This window comes from Campylobacter concisus (assembly GCF_002913715.1).
Lineage (GTDB): Bacteria > Campylobacterota > Campylobacteria > Campylobacterales > Campylobacteraceae > Campylobacter_A > Campylobacter_A concisus_AG.
This window is the reverse complement of sequence record NZ_PPCE01000009.1, coordinates 337356-357098: the sequence shown is the minus strand read 5'-3', so window position 1 is coordinate 357098 and position 19743 is coordinate 337356. Positions and strand designations below refer to the sequence as shown.

General features: G+C 38.3%; 19 protein-coding genes and 1 tRNA gene. 3 read left to right on the top strand and 17 right to left on the bottom strand.

The features are described 5' to 3' along the window. Positions 1–94 precede the first annotated feature (94 nt). Genes CYO92_RS05755 through CYO92_RS05730 form a run of 6 tightly spaced genes read right to left on the bottom strand, consistent with a single transcriptional unit; the run spans position 95 to position 8363 of the window. The gene (locus tag CYO92_RS05755; protein ID WP_103588991.1) at positions 95–754 is read right to left on the bottom strand and encodes a M48 family metallopeptidase; all 660 of its coding nucleotides are present in this window, start codon (positions 752–754) and stop codon (positions 95–97) included. Then, on the bottom strand, positions 747–3821 hold the full coding sequence (locus CYO92_RS05750) for a type I restriction endonuclease subunit R (RefSeq protein ID WP_103588990.1): 3075 nt from the start codon (positions 3819–3821) through the stop codon (positions 747–749). The genes CYO92_RS05755 and CYO92_RS05750 overlap by 8 nt, the downstream gene beginning before the upstream one ends. Then, positions 3818–5206, bottom strand: a complete 1389-nt coding sequence (locus tag CYO92_RS05745; RefSeq protein WP_103588989.1) for a hypothetical protein — start codon at positions 5204–5206, stop codon at positions 3818–3820. The genes CYO92_RS05750 and CYO92_RS05745 overlap by 4 nt, the downstream gene beginning before the upstream one ends. After that, positions 5187–6290: a restriction endonuclease subunit S gene (locus CYO92_RS09350; RefSeq protein ID WP_103589605.1), complete on the bottom strand. Its 1104-nt coding sequence runs from the start codon at positions 6288–6290 to the stop codon at positions 5187–5189. The genes CYO92_RS05745 and CYO92_RS09350 overlap by 20 nt, the downstream gene beginning before the upstream one ends. Next, entirely contained in the window at positions 6287–7777 is a 1491-nt protein-coding gene (locus CYO92_RS05735) for a type I restriction-modification system subunit M (protein ID WP_103588988.1), read from the bottom strand. Before CYO92_RS05735 ends, CYO92_RS09350 begins: the two co-directional genes overlap by 4 nt. Before the next feature lies 1 nt (position 7778). Next, positions 7779–8363 carry a restriction endonuclease subunit S gene (locus tag CYO92_RS05730; protein WP_103588987.1) on the bottom strand — a complete coding sequence of 195 codons (585 nt, stop codon included), beginning with the start codon at positions 8361–8363 and terminating at the stop codon, positions 7779–7781. A 372-nt stretch (positions 8364–8735) separates the two neighbouring features. Between CYO92_RS05730 and CYO92_RS05725 the strand changes: the two genes are divergently transcribed. The 3 genes from CYO92_RS05725 to CYO92_RS05715 all read left to right on the top strand — a co-directional run bounded on the left by CYO92_RS05725 (position 8736) and on the right by CYO92_RS05715 (position 11227). Continuing rightward, entirely contained in the window at positions 8736–9596 is an 861-nt protein-coding gene (locus CYO92_RS05725) for a substrate-binding domain-containing protein (protein WP_103588986.1), read from the top strand. Beyond that, on the top strand, positions 9589–10401 hold the full coding sequence (locus tag CYO92_RS05720; RefSeq protein ID WP_103588985.1) for a 4Fe-4S binding protein: 813 nt from the start codon (positions 9589–9591) through the stop codon (positions 10399–10401). Before CYO92_RS05725 ends, CYO92_RS05720 begins: the two co-directional genes overlap by 8 nt. A 73-nt stretch (positions 10402–10474) precedes the next feature. Continuing rightward, positions 10475–11227 carry a radical SAM protein gene (locus CYO92_RS05715; RefSeq protein ID WP_223315391.1) on the top strand — a complete coding sequence of 251 codons (753 nt, stop codon included), beginning with the start codon at positions 10475–10477 and terminating at the stop codon, positions 11225–11227. Positions 11228–11440: 213 nt separating this feature from the next. On the opposite strand, the gene CYO92_RS05710 is transcribed toward CYO92_RS05715, so the two are convergent. The 11 genes from CYO92_RS05710 to CYO92_RS05660 all read right to left on the bottom strand — a co-directional run bounded on the left by CYO92_RS05710 (position 11441) and on the right by CYO92_RS05660 (position 19737). After that, positions 11441–12796: a sensor histidine kinase gene (locus CYO92_RS05710; RefSeq protein ID WP_103588984.1), complete on the bottom strand. Its 1356-nt coding sequence runs from the start codon at positions 12794–12796 to the stop codon at positions 11441–11443. After that, entirely contained in the window at positions 12780–13439 is a 660-nt protein-coding gene (locus CYO92_RS05705; RefSeq protein WP_103589120.1) for a response regulator transcription factor, read from the bottom strand. The genes CYO92_RS05710 and CYO92_RS05705 overlap by 17 nt, the downstream gene beginning before the upstream one ends. Before the next feature lie 41 nt (positions 13440–13480). Next, positions 13481–14125 (bottom strand): hypothetical protein, encoded by a 645-nt coding sequence (locus CYO92_RS05700; protein WP_103588983.1) that lies wholly within the window; start codon positions 14123–14125, stop codon positions 13481–13483. 44 nt (positions 14126–14169) lie between these two features. After that, positions 14170–14655: a PepSY domain-containing protein gene (locus CYO92_RS05695; protein ID WP_103588982.1), complete on the bottom strand. Its 486-nt coding sequence runs from the start codon at positions 14653–14655 to the stop codon at positions 14170–14172. A 272-nt stretch (positions 14656–14927) separates the two neighbouring features. Next, positions 14928–15002, bottom strand: a tRNA-Asn gene (locus CYO92_RS05690). Between the two features lie 112 nt (positions 15003–15114). After that, complete coding sequence (mnmA, locus tag CYO92_RS05685; protein ID WP_103588981.1) at positions 15115–16137, bottom strand: tRNA 2-thiouridine(34) synthase MnmA; 1023 nt, start codon at positions 16135–16137, stop codon at positions 15115–15117. A gap of 48 nt (positions 16138–16185) precedes the next feature. Further along, a complete protein-coding gene (locus CYO92_RS05680; RefSeq protein ID WP_103582473.1) occupies positions 16186–16776 on the bottom strand; it encodes a TIGR00730 family Rossman fold protein in 591 nt (196 codons plus the stop codon). Continuing rightward, positions 16776–17624 carry a flagellar motor switch protein FliY gene (fliY, locus tag CYO92_RS05675; RefSeq protein WP_103588980.1) on the bottom strand — a complete coding sequence of 283 codons (849 nt, stop codon included), beginning with the start codon at positions 17622–17624 and terminating at the stop codon, positions 16776–16778. Before fliY ends, CYO92_RS05680 begins: the two co-directional genes overlap by 1 nt. Next, positions 17614–18717, bottom strand: coding sequence for a flagellar motor switch protein FliM (fliM, locus tag CYO92_RS05670; RefSeq protein WP_054196277.1), 1104 nt, complete (start codon positions 18715–18717; stop codon positions 17614–17616). Before fliM ends, fliY begins: the two co-directional genes overlap by 11 nt. Next, positions 18717–19421, bottom strand: coding sequence for an RNA polymerase sigma factor FliA (locus CYO92_RS05665; RefSeq protein WP_072594736.1), 705 nt, complete (start codon positions 19419–19421; stop codon positions 18717–18719). Before CYO92_RS05665 ends, fliM begins: the two co-directional genes overlap by 1 nt. After that, positions 19393–19737, bottom strand: coding sequence for a hypothetical protein (locus CYO92_RS05660; protein WP_021090750.1), 345 nt, complete (start codon positions 19735–19737; stop codon positions 19393–19395). Before CYO92_RS05660 ends, CYO92_RS05665 begins: the two co-directional genes overlap by 29 nt. Between the last annotated feature and the right edge of the window lie 6 nt (positions 19738–19743).

The following is a 19743-nucleotide window of genomic DNA, read 5'->3' as shown; positions in this document are numbered from 1 at the left end:
AAAAATTAAAAATTTTTCATCACTTTTCCTTAGATTTTAAAATATTTTTAAAATACAAAAAATGTTTAATAGTCCAAAATTTAAGCCAAAATTTCTAAGTTCTCTCTAAAATTTCCTTTCTTTTTTGCCAGTCAGGCATATAAAGCGTCAGATAGTCATAAAATTTCTTTGAATGATTTGGATATAGCAGGTGAGCAAGCTCGTGAAATACGACGTATTCGATACACGCTTTTGGCTTTTTGATAAGCTCTATGTTTAAATTTATATATGATTTATAAGGATTGCAGCTTCCCCATCTCGTCTTCATCTGCCTTATTTTTACGCTTTTGATATCTTGTTTTACTATCTTGTTAAACTCTTGCAAGATATTAAAAAAATATAACGTCGCCTTTTCGTGATACCACTCATAGACCAATTTTTCTTTTCGTTTTATATCGCTTTTATATTTCACAAAGAGCTCCAGATAGCCTCTTTGTAGCTTTACGCGCTCCTCTTTAGACTGCACGACTTTAAGCCGGTATCTTCGCCCAAGATATTTAAAGTCTTCGCCACTTACGTATTCTTTTTCGGGCGTCCTAAACGAGGCAAAAAACGCGCGCTTTTGCGCTATCCATTTAGCTCTTTTTTTTATGATAAATTTTATATGCTCATCGCTTGCGGCTTTTGGCGTGGTTAGGATCGCTTCGCCGTTTGGTCTAACTTTTAAAGTGATATTTTTTACGTCTTTTCGGACGATTTTTACGCCTTCAAGCATAAAAACTTATCCCTATGCCTCGGATAGTTTGGTAAATTTTCTCCTTCTCATTGATAGAAACGCCGTATTCATCCTCTACATCCCAAAGAGCATCCTCCATAGCGCTTGTTATCTCGTTTTCTACGTCTTTATTTTTGTGCCATTCTGGTTTTTTTGAGGCTTTTTCATAAATTTCATAAAATTTCAAGCTCAATTTTTTAGCAACCACCTCAACACCCACAAGCTCCACATCTGCCAAAATGTCAAGCAAATTATCATAAATGGCAAATAAAATTTTCTTACCATTAAATTCTTTTGGATATCTATCTTTGTTTGGCTTTAAAACGCCAGTTATAAGGTCTTTTAGTAGTTTTGCTTTGGCAAGCTTTTCTTCCTCACTTAGCCTTTTTGCTTTATACTCGTCGATGACATCTTGTATCTGCTGCGCTATTGATTTATAAAACGCTGGATTTGAGTCCATTTTCTCTTTTACCACCGCACTTACGGCGCTGATAATCGTATCAGCCTTTGCGTTTTTGCCCTCTACCCTTTGCACCTCATCGTCAAATTCCGTCTCAAAGATATTTACGAGTTTCGTAAGCTCATTAACCCCTTGTGCATTTACGTAAGTATCAAGTAGCTTTTGCATCTGCGCTTCATATTTTCCAAAGTCGCAAGCCTCGTGATACCTTAGTTGCACAGCCTTTCTTAGCTCGTTATAAAATTTAACCCTCTGCTTATAAGCTTTGATCTCCTCTTCGCTTAATATGTCATAAATTTTCTCACTTGAAAGCGCTAGTTTAAACGCCCTTGCAAACTGTGATAGCCACTCTTTAAAGTCATCTCGTTTTTGCACGTCCTCTAAAACCGCCACGTAGCTTTCCAGATCGTCTTTAAATTTCACGCTGCTAAAAAGATCATCCAGATGAGTATAGTAAGTCTTAGCCTTTATTATCTCGCTTCTTACGTCTATCACGGCTCCAGTTATATCTTCTGGGTCAAAGCCACTTAGCGACGCATAGCTAGTAAGCGCCTGATCAAGCTCGCCAAGAAGCCCTCTATAATCAATAATGTAGCCGTAGTCTTTCCCGTCATAAAGCCTATTTACTCTAGCTATTGCTTGGAGCAAATTGTGCTCTTTTAGCTGTTTATCTATATAAAGCGTGCTTGCTCTCGGTGCGTCAAATCCCGTTAAAAGCTTATCCACAACAATAAGCAAGTCTATCTCGTCACCGTAAATAAATTCATCCTTCACATGCTTTAGATACTCTTCCTCACTGCCGTAGCCCTTTATAGTCTCTTGCCACGCCTTTGCGACATACTCTTTATGCCCACCCTCAAGCTCCTCGTGCTCGTTGCTTGATATGACGTAAGCACTTTTTATCTCTCCAAATTCTTCAAATATCTCATGATATTTTATGGCGTCATATTTTCTTTGCGTTGCCAGCATCGCTTTAAAGCCGCTTTTTTTCAAAGTCTTTTTGATATGCTCATTTATATCCACAGCTATTAGCTCTAGTCTTTGCTCGCTTGATGCCACGCGCTCAAACCTCGCCCACTTTTGCTGCAAGTCCCTTTTAGCCTCATCGCCAAGCTCTCTTGATATGAGGTCAAATTTTCTAGTTAGCCCCTCAGGGTCTAGCACCTCTTGACCCACGTATCGCCCCTCGTAAAGTAGCGGTAAGACAGCTCCGTCTTTTACCGCGTCATCTATCGTATATCTATGAATTTCTCCGCCAAATTTGGCAAAGCTGTTTTTCTCACGTTTTAAAAGCGGCGTGCCGGTAAATCCTATATAACAAGCAAGAGGCAACGCCTTTTTCATAGCCTTATGCAGATCGCCGCCTTGCGTGCGATGGCTCTCATCCACTAGCACAAATATATCGCCATCCCTTATCACTACCTTTTGGTTTTTCACCTTTTCAAATTTATGCACGAGCGTAGTTATTACGCTAACGCCGCTTTGTAGCTTTTCTATCAGATCGCTTCCGCTACTTGCTCGCCCTGCTTTCACGTCCGTATTTTCAAAAGTCTCGTGTATCTGTCCGTCTAGATCTATCCTATCAGTTACGACGATGATCTTTGAGTTTATGTAAATTTGCTTTAAAAGCTTTGTTAACATCACCATCGTGAGCGATTTGCCGCTTCCTTGCGTGTGCCAGATGAGTCCGCCCGCTCTTGCTCCATCTTTTTTCGCCGATACCCTCTTTAGCGTCTCTTCGATAGCGAAAAACTGCTGATAGCGGCAAACTTTTTTCATCCTTTTATCAAACACTATATAGTGCCTAACTAGCCTTAGCAGTCTATCTTTAGATAGTAGCGCAAAGAGCGTCATATCAAGCGTGCTTATCTCTCTACCATTTATCACGCTCTTTAGGCTCTCTTTTGCTTTTACCTCGTCTTGTTCTTTCCACACGCTATAAAATTTAAACAGCGTTCCAGTAGTGCCATATCTTGCCCCGCTTCCATTTGCTGCGATGGTTAGCTGGATGTATTTAAAAAGATGCGCTATCTCATCTTTGCCCTGCTCTTTTTCTAGCTGCTTTATGCCGTTTTCAAAGCTCACGCTTGATTTTTTAAGCTCGATCACGACTATTGGTATGCCGTTTATAAAAAGCACAAGATCAGGCCTTCTGTGCTTTTGCGCGTCGCTCTGGCTTACTCTGCTTACTTCAAATTCTTCCGTTACGTAAAAGTCGTTGTTTTGTAAATTTTCAAAGTCTATAAATTTAAAAGAAAAGCTCCTCCTCGTCCCATCTTCTAAATTTTCCTCCAAACTGGTGCCAAGTAAGAGTAAATTTGTGATCCTTTCGTTTGCGACCATTAGACCTTCGTTTAAAGATACCCCAGCTAGCTCATCGACCGCTTTTAAGACATTACTTTGGCTAAATTTATACCTCTTGCCCTTATACTCATAGCCGTTTATCTCGCCAAGCTTTTTGGTTAAAATTTCCCTAAACAAAACCTCGCTAGTTTTACCGCCTCGAAGCTTTAAATTTTCCTCCCTGCTTATAAATTTATAGCCCAAGCTTTGAAGCAAATTTATGCTATTTTGCTGGATCTTATTTTCTGAAGTATCTGGGGTCATTTTTTCTCACTTTGACTTAAATTTTTAATAGATTGCGTTATTTCGTTTAATATTGTGCCGTCTCCATGCTTTTTATCTAATGTTTTACTTGCATTGTATGATATTGCGTTTATAGATTCTAAAATTAACTTTTCTAGCAATTCACTATCTTCTTTACCTAGCTCACTAATCTGCTTTTTATAGCTTATATATGATCTAGCCAATGCTTCCTTGTGTGCGTATTCTTGTTCTAGTCTTTGATTTTCACTACGTCTCTTACTGGCATATACAGCGATCCATATCAAAGGCAATGTTATAGGCAAAGAGTGTAGTATGTATTTTGTTATCTCTTCTATCGAACTTAAATTTTTTAATGTAGAAAAAGATAAAAGCGATATAGCAAAAAGGCAACTTATAAATACAATATTCCATATTATAATTGGCCATATAAATTTTTTTCTTTCAACACTATAAGCATTTGCTAACCCTGCGCTAGTTGCACCTTCTAATAATTTTTCTATTTCTTCTTCAAAGGCTTTGTGTTTTGAGTCGTGTTCTTCTTTAAGTTCATTTAACTTATTTATTTGATCGTTTTTAAATTCCTCAAGTTCATTCTTTCTTGTTGCCAATTCTTGTTCTAATCCTCCTATTCTTTTTCCTTCTTCTTCATCAAATTTTCCAAAAATTTTTACATAAAATTTTTCAAGATCTTCCAAATCCTTATTTGTTTCCGTTAAATACTTTTTAGTTAAATTTATATCATTTAAAATATCTTTTTTTGCTTCCAGTATCTCAGTTTTTGTTGATATATAATCTTTTTCATCAATTAAGGTTTCATCATGAAATTCTGCAATTTTTGTATATTTTTCTTTTATTTCGTCAAAAAAGTCTTTAACATTATCTTCAATGCTATCCTCTCCATCTATTAACTCATTTTTTAATCTATAAATTTCTTTTACATCTTCTTTTGTTTTTTCTAAATTTATATCCTCCAAAGCCTTTTTTATAGTATCTGTGTATTCTTGCACCATGTTAGAAACTGATCTGCTAGAAATTTTAGGCATTAGAATATTTAAATTCCTTAACCCAGCAATAAGCTGATCTATAGAGTTATTTGTTGCTACAATGTAATCAATAGTTCTATTATTGATGAATGAATTAAAATAATTCAAAGCATTTTCCAAATAACTTCTTGAATTATCCAATAAATTTTCTGGACTTAATTCAGGATCGATTAGTTTTAGATAGCTATCTATAAAAATTATAACTTTTCCAAGTCTATTGTATTCATCAATAATTTCTACATTCCCAATCTCTTTAATATTAAATTCACTAAATTTTGTCTTAAATAGTTCCCATTTGCTATGAAAATCACTCGACCCATACCTAGTCATCCATCTTGACATTTTTTCCTCCTTTTACTTTTGTTCTTATGTTTCCGCTTAGTAGCTTTTGCATCAAGCCTTGTTGTTGTTTTTTCAAATTTTCTAGTTTTAAATTTAGTAAATTTATCTCATCATCGCAAGCCGTTAAAACCTCTGCAATTTTTTGTTGTTCGTTTAAATTTGGAAGCTTTACAATAAAACCAAATATCGTTGATAAGACTATATATGGCGTATTTCCATCCTTTTTCTCTATTTCTATTTTTCTTTTAAGAGCAAATTCTAAGAAATATTTTATAAATAAAATATTCTCTGTAAATTTATCCAGCACATACGTTCTTTGATACGCATTAAATTTACCATTAAAATAATGTATATACCCTACATTTTCTCCATTGCCTGAAACAAGAATAGCCTCTGTATCAAATGCGTAATCATCTATTTCAAAAACCTCTTTTGCGCAAGTAAAAAATTTATACCTTCCGCCTTGTATCATAGCATTTGCATTTAACTTTCCAGTTTGTATTTCACAAATTTCACCAAGCTTTGTTTCTTTCCACTCGTCTTTGAACTGGGGAAAGCGGATTTTAGCTGTGAGTAAATTTTGCATAAGAGCTTTTTTAAACTGCTTTTTGCTTTCTATCAAATTTATAGTTAAATTTATAGCCTCATCCCAAGTAGATAAAATTTCCGCTATCTTTTTTTGCTCGTCTAATGATGGTAGTTTTACTCTTATATTACATATAGTGTTTTTAGACAAACTTGGAACGCCAGTTGCTTCATTGTATTTTTGCCAATCTATAGTCGAAAATATATAGTAAATAAATTTAGGCAAAGAATTTTTAAATCCGTATGTATAAAATAAGGTATCTACTGTCCAAAATTTACAATTTAAATATATGGGTTTATCGATAGTCCCTTTTCTACCGATACATACGCTTTCACCATCATACAAAAATTCATCAACAGATAACATATAGCCACCTGTTCCATATACTGGTATGTTTCCAAGCTCTAAGTGTTTATAATCTCTTCCGCTCCCGATCTTTAAAACATCCCCAAGCCTCACGACCCTCCAACCACTTGGTAAATTTTTAAATTCGCTCATAGTCCAAGCTCCGCAAGACACTCGCTCATCTTGCTTTGAATGCTTTTTAGCTCGGCTTCTAAGCGTAAAATTTCTTTCTTAGTCGCCTCGATATCCACAAGCTCTTCTTCTTCAAAGGTATCGACGTAGCGAGGGATGTTTAGGTTATAGTCGTTTTCTTTTATCTCGCTAAGGCTTGCTAGGTGGGAGTATTTTTCTATCTCACTTCTATTTTTGTAGGCGGCGATTATCTTTTTGATATTTTGCTCGGTTAGAGAGTTTTTGTTTTTGCCTTTTTCAAATTCTTTGCTAGCGTCGATAAATAGTACGTCTTCGTTTGAGCGGTTTTTCTTAAAAATGAGTATGCAAGCAGGGATGGTCGTGCCGTAAAATAAATTTGCCGGTAGTCCGATGACGGCGTCAAGTAAATTTTCTTCGATCAGCTTTTGGCGGATCTTGCCTTCATTTGCTCCGCGAAATAGTACTCCATGCGGAAGCACGACGCCCATTTTGCCGTTATTGTTTAGACTTTTTATCATGTGTACGACAAATGCGTAGTCGCCCTTGCTCTTTGGCGGCAAAGCATAACTGGCAAATCTCATAAAAGGATCGTTTAGAGCAAAGTCAGAGCCCCATTTATCTAGGCTAAAAGGGGGATTTGCCACTACTATGTCAAATGTCTTTATAAGGTTGTCTTGTAGGTGAAGCGGGTTTCTGATCGTGTCACCCCACTCGATCACCGCATCGTTTATCTCGTGCAAGAACATATTCATCTTGCAAAGTGCGTGAGTTTGTCCGTTTTTCTCCTGTCCATAAAGGCGGAAATTTTTGCTGCCGATCTCTTTTGAAGCCTTGATAAGAAGTGAACCCGAACCGCAAGTAGGATCGTAGATCATATCGCCCTCTTTTGGCTCAACCAGCTTTGCAAGAAGCGTCGAAACCTCGCTTGGCGTGTAAAACTCTCCGCCTTTTTTGCCAGAGTCACTTGCAAAGTAAGCTATAAGATACTCATATGCGTCGCCTATTATGTCGTTGCCCTCAAGCATAGAAGGGCGAAGATCTAGCCTGCTATCGCTAAAATCCTCAAGCAAATTTTTCAAGATAGCGTTTCTCTCTTTTGTATCACCAAGCTTGTTTTTGTTATTAAAATCGATGCTTCTAAAGATGCCTTCAAGCTTATCTTTATTGTCTTCTTCGATCTTTTCTAGAGTTTTGTTCATTATCTCGCCTAAATTTACCGCTTCTTTGTGCGCCAAAAGATACTCAAAGGTGCAACTCTCATCAAGCTTAAATTTCTCTTTCTTTAGCTTTGCTTCGATCCTATCACTCTTATCACCGTATTCGACTTTAAGCAATTCAAGCTTTTCTTTATAAAAATCAGATAGATACTTAACAAAAAGCATCGTTAAGACATAGTCTTTATAATCGCTTCCGTCCATCGTGCCGCGAAATGTGTCGCAAGCCTTCCAAACGACGTTATTTATGATCTCTTGTGTAGTCTTTTGCATCTTAGTTCTCCTCTTTTATTAAATTTTCAAATACGCTTTTGTGATATCTTTGCTTTTGGGCTGCTAAATTTTGCAAAATTTCGCTCTCCTCGCGAGCTAAATTTAGGTATTTTACTATCTTGTTTTGGGTTTGCAAATTTATGGCTGGTATTTTTATATTATTTATGCTTGCAACGCCTATCATCGCTATTGTAGTGCCTGAAACATCTGGCGCAAGGGCTCTTTTAACGGCGCTACTGTTTAGATAATGCGCCACAAAACGTGGATCAAATTTATCGCTTTTAATCCTTATGCGAACCATCAAAGATGAGTAGATAAGGTCTTTATAGTCCTTGTCTATATAAACGGCGAAATTCGGCTCTCTAAGGCGCAACAAAACATCACCAAGCCTTACTTTATACTCATCGCTTATTTGCTCGTTTGATATAAACTCATCGGCAAACGAGCCGTCAAAGAGCGCATTTTCGTTAAAGGACTTTAGCGAGACTACTTTATAGCGAAATTTCTCATCTACGTTTTTATCTGCCTTTTTGCGGTTTAAAACTAGACCAGTTTTTATCTCAGACATATCGCCTATTTTTATCATTTTAAGATACTCCTTTCTGTATTATTTTGAAAATAATACTAATACTTTTATGAGCGAAGTATATCAAAAAAGATAAAAACTGACAATATATTTTTATATTATTTCTAAAATAATACATTAAATTGTCGGCTAAAATTTTAATCATTTTTTAGACATTAAATTTACAATATAAATTTTTATCTTATTAAAATTATCTCGCTTTTTAAAACTACTTTTGGTTATAATTACACCAAATTTGGTCGCAGTTGCGATTTACATTTGCATAAATTTATCTTCAACTACCATTTTTGCAAATTTCAAAAGTCAAATTTCACAAGTTTCGCGTGCCGAAAATATCAAATTTACATTTCTTAAATCCCAAAAGGAGATTTCATGGAATTAAAACAAACCGGTATATCACGCCGTGGCTTTTTAAAAGGTGCTTTAGCCACAGCGGCTGTTGCCACTCCGCAAACGATGCTAGCTGGCTTTACGCCCTTTAAGTCTGACTCGCTTCAGGTTTGGTCGTGTGGAGGCCTATCTGAAGCTTTTAATGAACTAAATGCCATTTACGAGTCAAGAACAGGACACAACATCCAATACACTGGTGCTTTTGCTGGTGCTCTTGGCAAGTCGCTTTTAGCACTTCAAAGCACGACCGAACTCTTTGGAGCAAGGGTTTTAGACCTTTCTAAACAACTTCGCAAAGCTGGTCTTAGCCTCCACTTTAGACCGCTATGCTTTACCGACTACGTCCTAGTCGTGCCAAAAGGCAATCCTGCAGGCATTCGCAACTTAAAGGACCTTGCAGAACCAGGAGTTAGAGTGATGCTGCCTCTTAGATCATCGCCCCCTGGCAGTGGCCCAGTCAAAGGGATCTTAAAAAACTCAAACCTAACCGATGCGGTGATGAAAAACATGGTCGCAAACGGATCATGCGTCATAAATATGATGTGCGAGCTAGTTGATGGCAAGGGCGACGCTTCGATCATCGAAAAGCGCCTAACAACGCACGATAGGTTTAAAGATAAGATCGAGTATATGCCCATCGACGAAAAGCTCATCCCACCTGGACCGCTCACTTTTACGCTAAATATAATGAAATATGTAAAAGATGAAAGGCTCGCAAATGACTTTGCAGACTTTGTTTGCGGCACCGAAGGGCAAGAAATTTTTGAAAAACATGGCTTTACCTCCATTTATTCAGCGCGTGGGCTAGAGCTTATAGAAAGGTTTGGTGTAAAAGATGTGTAGTAGCTGTAATAGCGCATGCTCTAATAATAGTGCATGCGGCAATGTAAATTTAAAAAAGAAAAGCAAAAACTCCCCCACAACAAAGATAAGACGCCTAGTGCAGCTCATCTTTATAGCAGGCATCGGGCAATGGGCGTATTATGGCATTTTTAGATGCCCTTTTGTAGTGCCTTTTGTGAATTGCCAAAACTGCCCTATCATCACCTGTTGGGGGCGGATCACATCGCTGTTTTTTGGATTTTGGCTATTTATCCCAGCGCTTGTCATCCTCTTTGGCAGGGCATTTTGTGGTTGGGTCTGTCCAGCTGGCTTTGTCAATCAAATGCTTGGTAAATTTGCCTTTTTCAAGCTAAAAATTCGCAGCAAAAAGCTGATAATCGCTCAAATAGGCATGCTAGCTACCATAGCAATCAGCCTTTGGGTCTATTTCATCTGGGGCAATCCACGCATGATGATACCTATAAGAACGAGCGATGAGTACCTAACTGCCGTTACTTTGTCACTTCGCTTTGGCGAATGGGAGTGGGTCACTCGCACAGTGATCATCATCTCAGTTATGCTAGCCTCACTAATCGTAGCTAACCTTTGGTGTCGTTTCGTCTGTCCATCAGGCGGTGTGCTTGAAATTTTGCGTAAATTTTCGATATTTCGCATCTATAAAACTAGTGTCTGTGACGACTGCGACGCATGCTTGCGCAAGTGCGAGATGGGGACAAGGCCTGATGAGATAAACTGCACAAACTGCGGTGACTGCCTCAATGTCTGCCATGCAAATGCCATTAAATTTGGAAGGAAAAAGAGCTAATGATTTTTCGCACTAAGGCTGATCTAGACAGCCACCCATGCTTTAACAAAAAGCCTCCGCCAACTACGGACGCGTGCATCTACCAGTTGCCCCACACTGCAACATCCAGTGCAACTTCTGCAACCGCATATATGACTGCGCTAATGAAAACCGCCCTGGCGTAACAGCAAAGGTGCAAACTCCAGATGAATCGGTGAAATTTTTAGAAAAGCTCTTTAAATTTAGACAAGACATATCCGTCATCGGCATCGCTGGACCTGGCGATCCGATGTGTGACGCTGACAAGACGCTAGCGACCTTTGAAAAGTGCAAATCCCACTTCCCAAACGCCCTGCTCTGCCTCTCGACTAATGGCTTAGCGCTGCCTGAGCATGTGGATGAGATCGTGCGCCTTGGCGTGAGCCACGTGACAGTAACCGTTAATGCCGTGACGCCAGATGTTGGCTCGAAGGTCTATTCGTGGGTGAGGTATGAGGATAAAAACTACTACGGCGAAGAGGCTGCTAGGATACTGCTAGCACGACAGGACGAGGGCATCCGCAAGCTAAAAGAGGCTGGCATGCTAGTAAAGATAAACACCGTAGTCATCCCTGGGGTCAATATGGACCACATCCAAAGCATCTCGGCAAAAGCAAAGCAGTGGGGAGCTGACATAATGAACTGCATGGCGATGATACCGGTGCATGACACCCCTTTTGAAAATTTAAAATCCCCTTCAACTGATGAGATCCACCGCATCCGCAGATCGATAGGCGGCGATATAAACCAGATGTCGCATTGCAGTAGATGTCGCGCTGATGCATGCGGAAAGCTTGGCGAGAGATAGCGATAAAAGACACTAAATTTAGTGTCTTTTTTTGGTTTTATATTTTGACTTTTGTTTTTTTGGCTTGTGTGGCTTGTGGCACGCGTGCCTTGCAGCTCGTGGTTCATGCGTAAATTTAACTTTGCCTTAAAAATATAGACGCCGTTTTATGCGATGTTTAAATTTATACTCGTATTTATTTGCTATTTCATAAATTTTGTCTTAGCAAACTGCCTAAATTTTCACTTCTTTTAAATTTACAAGCTCAAATTCTGCCCAAAATTCGCTTCCAGCTCCAGCTTCGCTTTTTACGCCAAGCTTTGCGCCGTGAATTTTAGCGATGTTTGCAGCAATAGCTAGGCCAAGACCGCTGCCTGTGTTTAGGCTTTTGTTTCTTGAGCTATCGGCTTGGTAAAATTTATTCCAGATTAGCTCGCTATCGTTTTTAGAGATGCCCATGCCATCGTCTTTTACAGACACAAGCGCATGCGTTTTTGATAGGCTTAAATTTAGCTCGATCTTAGCCTGGGCAAATTTTAGAGCGTTACTTAAAAAGTTATCCACCAGCCTTGATATCATCAGCTCATTGCCTAAAATTTGGGCATCTGGCGCTACAACGCAGCTAAATTTTAGCCCCTTTGCGCTTGCTAGCTTCTCATAGCCACTGGCTAAATTTTGCAAGATAGAACTTAAATTTATATCTTTTAGCTCCAAATTTCTGCCAGTTTCTAGCCTTGAAAGCTCCAAAATTTGATCTATCAGTGAGGTTATCTTTCTTGACTGCCTAGAGATGACCTCCAGCGACTCCTTGGCCTCGTCCAAATTTTGCGCATAGCTCGCAGCGTAGTCGCTCTCAGCCATGATGACAGAAAGTGGTGTTCGTAGCTCATGCGAGACGTCTGAGGTGAGCTGTTTCTCACTTTGATAGACATTTTCTAGGGAGTCGAGCATCTGGTTAAAAACGCTTGCAAGCGCGTGCAGCTCGTCTTTGCCAGCAGGCAGGTCTATGCGCTTTGAAAAGTCCCGGCTGCTGCCTATCTCAAGCGCAGTTTTTGACATCGTGGCGACTGGTTTCATCGCGTTTTTTATCGTTTTGTAGCCGCCGTAAAGCACAAAGAGAAACAAAACCGGCACAAAAACGCCAAGCGCTAGTAAAAATAGTCCCTCTTTTTTGAAAAATTTCTCCGCATTTATCACGCCTCTGACCCAGACATCTTTGCCTTTAGCTGCGATATCGTAGTAGTAAAAGCGGTTTTCGCCTTCTTCATAAAGACGGATCGCACCACTGTTCATTTTAAGTGAAATTTGAAAGCGCTTTGGCGCTAGACCACCGATCACATCGCCTTTTGCGTTATATTTTATAAAAAATATCCCATCATCATATGGCTCAAACTCATCCATATTATTGGCGATCTTGGTGACTGATTTGGCTAGCTTTTTTTGGCTCACATCCTCAAAAACCTCATCCGCCACGACCGCTGAAATGGCAACTAGAGCCACCACGATAGCGATGATAAAAAACGAGTACCAAAGCGTTACGCGCGCCGTTATTGGGATATTTGCAAGGGCTTGCTTAATCCTTAACAACATAGCCAAGCCCTCTTTTGGTTTGGATTATTTCGCACTCGCCAAGCTTTTTTCTTATGTTTTTTATAAGCACATCGATGACGTTTGAACTGCCCATGTAGTCGAAATCCCAAACGTGCTCTTTGATCTGGTCGCGAGTTAAAATTCTGCCCTTGTTCAGCATCAAAAACTCTAAAATTTCATACTCTTTGCCAGTTAGCTCGATCTGCTCGCCGCTAAATTCGACTGACTTTTTAGAAAGGTCGATCTTTAGCTCGCCTGCGTAAATTTCACTAGCCACGTTGCCGCTGTTTCGGCGAATGAGCGTGCGCACCCTAGCTAGCAGCTCTTTAAAGTCAAATGGCTTTACCAAATAATCATCCGCGCCCGCGTCAAGCCCCTTTACAACGTCATCCACATCGTCCTTTGCCGTTAGTATCAGCACAGGGGTCGCTAGCTTTGCGGCGCGCGATCTTTGCAAAAATGTAAGTCCGTCCATCACTGGCATCATCAGATCAAGCACGATGAGATCGTAGTGCGCGACGGCGGTAAAGTCCATCGCCTCCTCGCCGTTAAACGCGCTATCTACGCTATATCCATTTTTCTTTAGGTGCCTTGTAATGACGCTATTTAGGTCTATTTCGTCCTCGACGACTAAAATTTTCATCCCTGCCTTACCTGCCTCACGTAGTTTTGCCAGCTATTTTATCAAATTTGGCTTTTTATTTTTAGATTTAAAATTTCGCCATTTGCTGCGCCTATCTTAAAATCATACAAAAAGCCGTTAAATTTAGCCCTTGCCTCATAAAAATACTCCGCTCCAAGCGTGCCAAAGCTTTGTTTTTTAGCTAGATAGATTGGCTCAAATTCCACCTCTTCTGGCTTTGTTTTTAGACGGTCAATGATAAGCTCTTTAACTCTTTCTGGCAATATGTGAGCTAGCCCTTCAAATTTGGCCTGCTCTTCATTTATCTTTGATAGCTCAGCTCTTTGCGCCTCGTCTTTTAGGCAGTTTGAAGCGTTTGATAACCAAACCCCAGCCTTGCCAGCGCAGACGAGCACATCCGCTACACCTTGAAGCGAAAGTTCAAGCACATTTTTAAAGAAATTTTGAGCTTTGTATTTTGAGGTAGCTTGACTTAAAATTTCTACGCTACTGCTTTCTTCACTAGGATTTTTATCTAAATTTTCAGGCATTTGCTCGCTTTTTCTTAAATTTTCGTAACTATTTTTATTAGTAACATTTTCACTTATATTTTCTATCTCGTTTTCGCTTAAATTTTTATTCAAATTTCTCTCTAAACTCTGCTTACTAACTTTCTCGTTTAAATTTTGATCTAAATTTTCACTCATCTTTTTTACCTTTATAAAATTTAACGCCCAAAAAGGGCGTTAGATCACTTTGTGTAATTATCGATTATTTCGCCAGTTTGAGCGTTTATGATCACTTTTTTCTCGCTCCTGTCGCGTTTAAGCTCTACTTTGTACATCCAAACACCATTTTTATTATCAAGGTCTGCCTCATCAAGACTCCAGCCAGCTTCAAGCGCTTGAGCTTTGGCCACAGCCTCGTCGATGCTAAGAGCAAATTTCGAAAAATCTACCACTTCGATCGGCAAGATATGTTTTTTATTTTTATTCTCCATTTTAACAATCTGACCGCTATTGGCATCGATCTTGATATCTTGTTTGACACCGTCTTTAAAAGACTCTATCTTATAAAATGTCACGCCATTTTTGACGTCTATCTCTATATCTTTGACGCTTGAGCCTGGGAAGTTTTTCTCAGCTATATTTAAAGCATCTTTTGATGTGATAGCTGCTTGCAAACCTGTCGCTCCCAAAACTGCTGCTAAAACTGCTGCACCTAATACTTTTTTCATTTTTGATCCTTTTATTTTCTATTTCCAACTTTCGTTTGGATGAGCGCATTATAAAAGCCTTAAATGAAGCTAGAATGAATAAAGGAAATTTATTTTAACTTTGTTCAAAGACAAATATCTAATCGCATTTTGACTACGAATCAGAACGATATACTTTGAAACAGCAAATAAATCTGAGGGTAAATAAAGGGGAAAAATACAAAAAATAATAAAACTTAAAGTTCTTAAAACATCGTTAAAATCGGGATTTTAAAATGATTTTTTAAGAAAAATGGCTCCGGATGCTGGGTTCGAACCAGCGACCAAGTGATTAACAGTCACCTACTCTACCGCTGAGCTAATCCGGAACACTTGAAAAGAGCTCGTATTATAGACGAAAAGATATGTTTTGTCAATAAATTTTAGCTTAATTTACAAAAAATTACGCAGAGCCCAATAAATTTTTATAAAAGGCTAAAACTAGCCTTTTATAAATCCACTTGCAATAACCTTATCGCCATCATACATAACACAAAGCTGACCTTGCGCCACACCAAGTGCATTTTGATTTAGCGTTAATTTTGCCGTTTTATTCTCTTTATCAACCTCAACAAAAGCATCAAGTTTAGGGCTTCTATATCTTATCTTGGTTTCGCACTCAAATTTATCTTTATCTATAAATAAATTTACGTTTTCAAGCTCGACTACCTTTTGAGCCAAGTCATCTTTTGTTCCTACGACGATCTCATTTTTATCGGCATTTATCTTTATAACAAAGTGTGGCTCATGGGCGCCAAAAACTTCAAAACCACGGCGCTTACCGATAGTATAGTGCATATAGCCTTGGTGGCGGCCGATTATTTTGCCATCTTTATCAACTACATTTCCTGGTAAATTTGTATTGTAATGCTTATTTAAAACTTCGATATAGGTATCTTCCACAAAGCAAATTTCACTACTTTCTGCCTGCGTAGCAAATTCTTCAAGCACTTTTACACTTCTTGCAAGCTCTTTTATATCTTTTTTAAATTTATCCCCAAGCGGGAAAATAACATCTTTTAATATCTCTTTTGGCACTTGGGCTAAAAAGTAGCTTTGATCCTTGCTAGGATCTTTTGCGCATGTGATAAATTCATCAATAACTTGCACATAATGCCCAGTAGCAAGCTTCTCACAGCCATTTACCTTTGCAAAATCAAGCAGTGCACCAAGTTTTATAAATTTATTGCACAAAGCACAAGGATTTGGCGTCTTGCCCTCTTTATAGAGCTTTACAAAAGGATCATAGACAAACTCGTTAAATTTATCCTGCAGATCCAAAATATGTACCTTTATGCCAAGATACTCGCCTACTTTTTTCACTTTTCTGATATTTTCTTCGTGATATCCTGGCTTTTGATGTAGCATCATATAGCAGCCTTGCACTTCATGACCAGCTTCTTGTAGAAATTTAGCCGTCATAGTGCTATCTACACCACCGCTCATTGCGACCATTATTTTCATATTTTTTACCTCTTTGAAATTTAAAAGCGGATATTTTATATCTTATTTTTAAATAGTCAAAATTTCGTTTGCGATAAGCTCTAAATCATCGGTGATTTTGTATAAATTTATATCTTCTTTTTTTATTGTTTTTTGGCTAACTAGCGTATTTTTTATAAATTCATCAAGCCCTTGCCAAAACTCACTCCCAAAAAGAAAAATTTTTACTTTTTTGCTACCAACTTGAGCAAGTACTAAAATTTCAAAAAGTTCATCAAGAGTGCCAAAGCCACCTGGAAAGACGACAAATGCAACTGAACGATCGGTAAGTGCAAATTTTCTTGGGCTTAAATTTGAAAAGAGATATTTTGCTGTGACGTAAGGGTTTGTATTTTGTTCAAACGGAAGTCTCACATTTAAGGCTATGCTTGGCGATTTTGCACTATCAAATGCGCCCTTGTTCGCAGCTCTCATTATGCCGTCTCCGCCACCAGTTAAGATGGCATATCCCAGCTCGTTTAGCTTATAAGCTAGTTCATAAGCCTTTTTGCAGTAGAAATTTTCTTCATCGAATCTAGCCGAGCCAAAGAAGGTAACATTTTTATTTTTATATTTTAAGACGTTTGGAAAATTTAAAAGATCGCTAACTAATTCATTCATTATTTTAACTGTTGGAGCCTCTCGCGTTTTGAGCCTATCTGAGTGATCTGGATGCCAAAGTTTCCATCGATTATGACAACTTCGCCAAGGGCTATTACCTTATCGCCGATCAAAATTTCAAGCGGATCGTTTGCTAATTGATTTAGCTCGATAACTGAGCCAATATCCATGGTAAGTACATCTTTTAAAAGCATTCTTTTTGAGCCGATACGAACACGAATAGGCAGCCTAACATCCATTATAAGACCAATATTTCTCATCTCTTCAGCGCTAAAATCGCCCTTAGCTACGTGAGGAGTGCTTGTTGGTGCAGCTGGTGCTTCAGTCTTAGTTGGCTCAAAAAATTTCATCAACGAATGATCGCAAGCAAAACCGATATGCTCGCTTAGATCTTCGATTTTTACATTAAATAAAAATAGCTTTTCATAAACACTAAAATCAAGCGAAGAATTTTCATCTAAAAAATTTACATTTATTACTTCAAAATTTATCTTTGGCATGCCCTTTTGAGCGCCCAAAGATGTACTAAAAGCACTAAAAAGGTTTGAAAATATCTCTTTTGCGGCGTCAAGCTCATCACTGCCTAAATTTTCATTCTTTGAAATTTCCTCTTCGCCCATCATCCATTCGCTAATGGCACTTATTAAAACTGGAGTGCATACTATCTCTGTTTTAGCATTGATGTCGCCACTTAAAGAGATATTAGCCATCACTACCGGCGGTTTTATGCCATTTTGCGTTGGTGCATCAAATTCATTTCTTTCACCAACCTCTGGAGCTCTGCCCGTAAGTCCTTCGATAGTAGCTTTTAATTCATTAGAAAATATATTAAAAAAATCATTCATCATCTTCGTCGTCCTCTTCTTCTTCCATTTTGCGCTCATTAGCTTCATACGCCATCAGCTTTGCTTTTCGCTCTTCTTCGTATTTTTCTAAGATATTTTTGATCTCATCTTTATCAGAGCGTATTAACTGCTCAATCCTTATAGATTTTCTAAATCTATGAAGCCCAACTTCAGCTAAGAAAACTTCTTTTTTATCGATACAAACGATCGCCTTATCATCAGCTCCTCTATCAAGCCTTAAAATATCGCCTTCTTTTAAATTTAAAAACTCATTTACGCTGATAATCGATTTGCCAAGTATGGCTTCATATAAAATTTCTGCTCGTCCAATAAGTGTTTTTAGCTCTTTGTTTCTACTTTTTTTTGCACTCGTTTCGCCAAGCATAATATCTCTGTTTGCAAGGCGTGAGAGTATCGGTTCAAGGTAGATAACTGGATAGCATAAATTTATCATACCGCTTGAGCCACCAACTATGATCTCCATAACGACCATGATGACGATCTCATTTTGAGAGACGATCTGTACGACATTTGGACTGCTCTCTTTGGCTTCCACATTTGGGTACATATCAGTTATCATCGACCAGCTCTCTTTAAGACGCTGCATGATCATTCTAAGCACCGCATCAAGCAAATTTACTTCAATGTCGGTTAGTTCTCTATTTGCCTCAAAATTTTCACCAGTTCCGCCAAGCAAACGATCTATCATCGGAAAAGCAATGCTTGGATTTATCTCCAAAACGCAGTTTCCATCAAGTGGCTTTATAGAAAAGACATTAAAACTAGTTGGACTTGGCAAGCTCATTAAAAATTCGCCATAAGTCATTTGATCAACACTGTGAAGTCTGATCTCGACAATACTTCTCATAACGCTAGAAATTTGACTAGCCAAATTTCTAGCAAGCTTATCATGGATGCCTTTTATCGCGCGAAGCTGCTCTTTACTAACGCGGTTTGGACGCTTAAAATCATAAATAATAATCTGCTTTTGTTCGCCTTGCGATCTCTCTTCGACCTCGATATTACTCGTATCGCCGTCTTCATCAACAACTTCAAGTAGCGCGTCTATCTCTTCTTGACTTAAAATATCAGCCATTAAACCCCCAAGCTACGTCTGATACGATCAAGCAAACGTTTATGAATTTGTGAAATTCTACTCTCGCTGATATTCATGATCTGGCTTATCTCTTTTAAATTTAGCTCTTCATAATAATAAAGCTGAACCAACATCTGATCTCTTTCGTCAAAATCTTTTAAAGCTTCTTCTATTTTTAAAATAAGATCCTCTCTCTCAATGCTTTTCTCGACATCATTTTGACCAATTAGCTCCATTTGCTCATCTATTGGCAAAATAGTGATAATACCGCTAACGCCTCTTGCCTCTCTTATCTTCTCAATATCTTCATTAAGCTTTTCGGCCAAATACTCATCGCTTGGCTCTTCTTCATACTCATTGAAATAATTATCTATCTCGCTATTTATGCTCTTAACTAGCTTTCTATCGCTTCTGCTAACAACATCAAGCGTCCTTAGATAATCAAGCATAGAGCCATAAATTCTCTTTTTGCCATAACCCCAAAAAGAGTCATTTTGCTCCTTGTCATACTTCCTGCTAAGTTTTATCATCTCTTCAACGCCAATGCTTATTAGGTCATTTGTATCTATGCTTGATGGCAACCTCTCTTTAAGTCTAAACGCCATTGCACGCAGTGCTGGCATATATTTTAAGACGATTTCGTCTTGTTCCTTTTTTATCGTGTTTTTATAAGCGTTAAGCTGCTTTTGCTTTAACTCGTGCATTTCGTTTACCAGAATCAAAATTTTCAGCAGTCATTTTTACCATTATATTTTCCATACGCTTTTCTCTAGTATTTAGCTCAGAGATGAGATAGTCTGCGATCTCTTCGTGTTTTTGTTTGTCAAAAATTTTAGTTAAAGCTCTTTTCACATCGATGTAGTTCATGATAACAATGTGAATTATAAGATAAAAAAACAAAGTAATAACTAGTGTATAAACAAGCATTTCGATAGGCTCACTCACCTTTAACAAGGTAAAAACTATACCTACAAAAAAACCACAAACCGTAAAAAATGCTATAAAATTTTCTGCACGCAAAGCTCA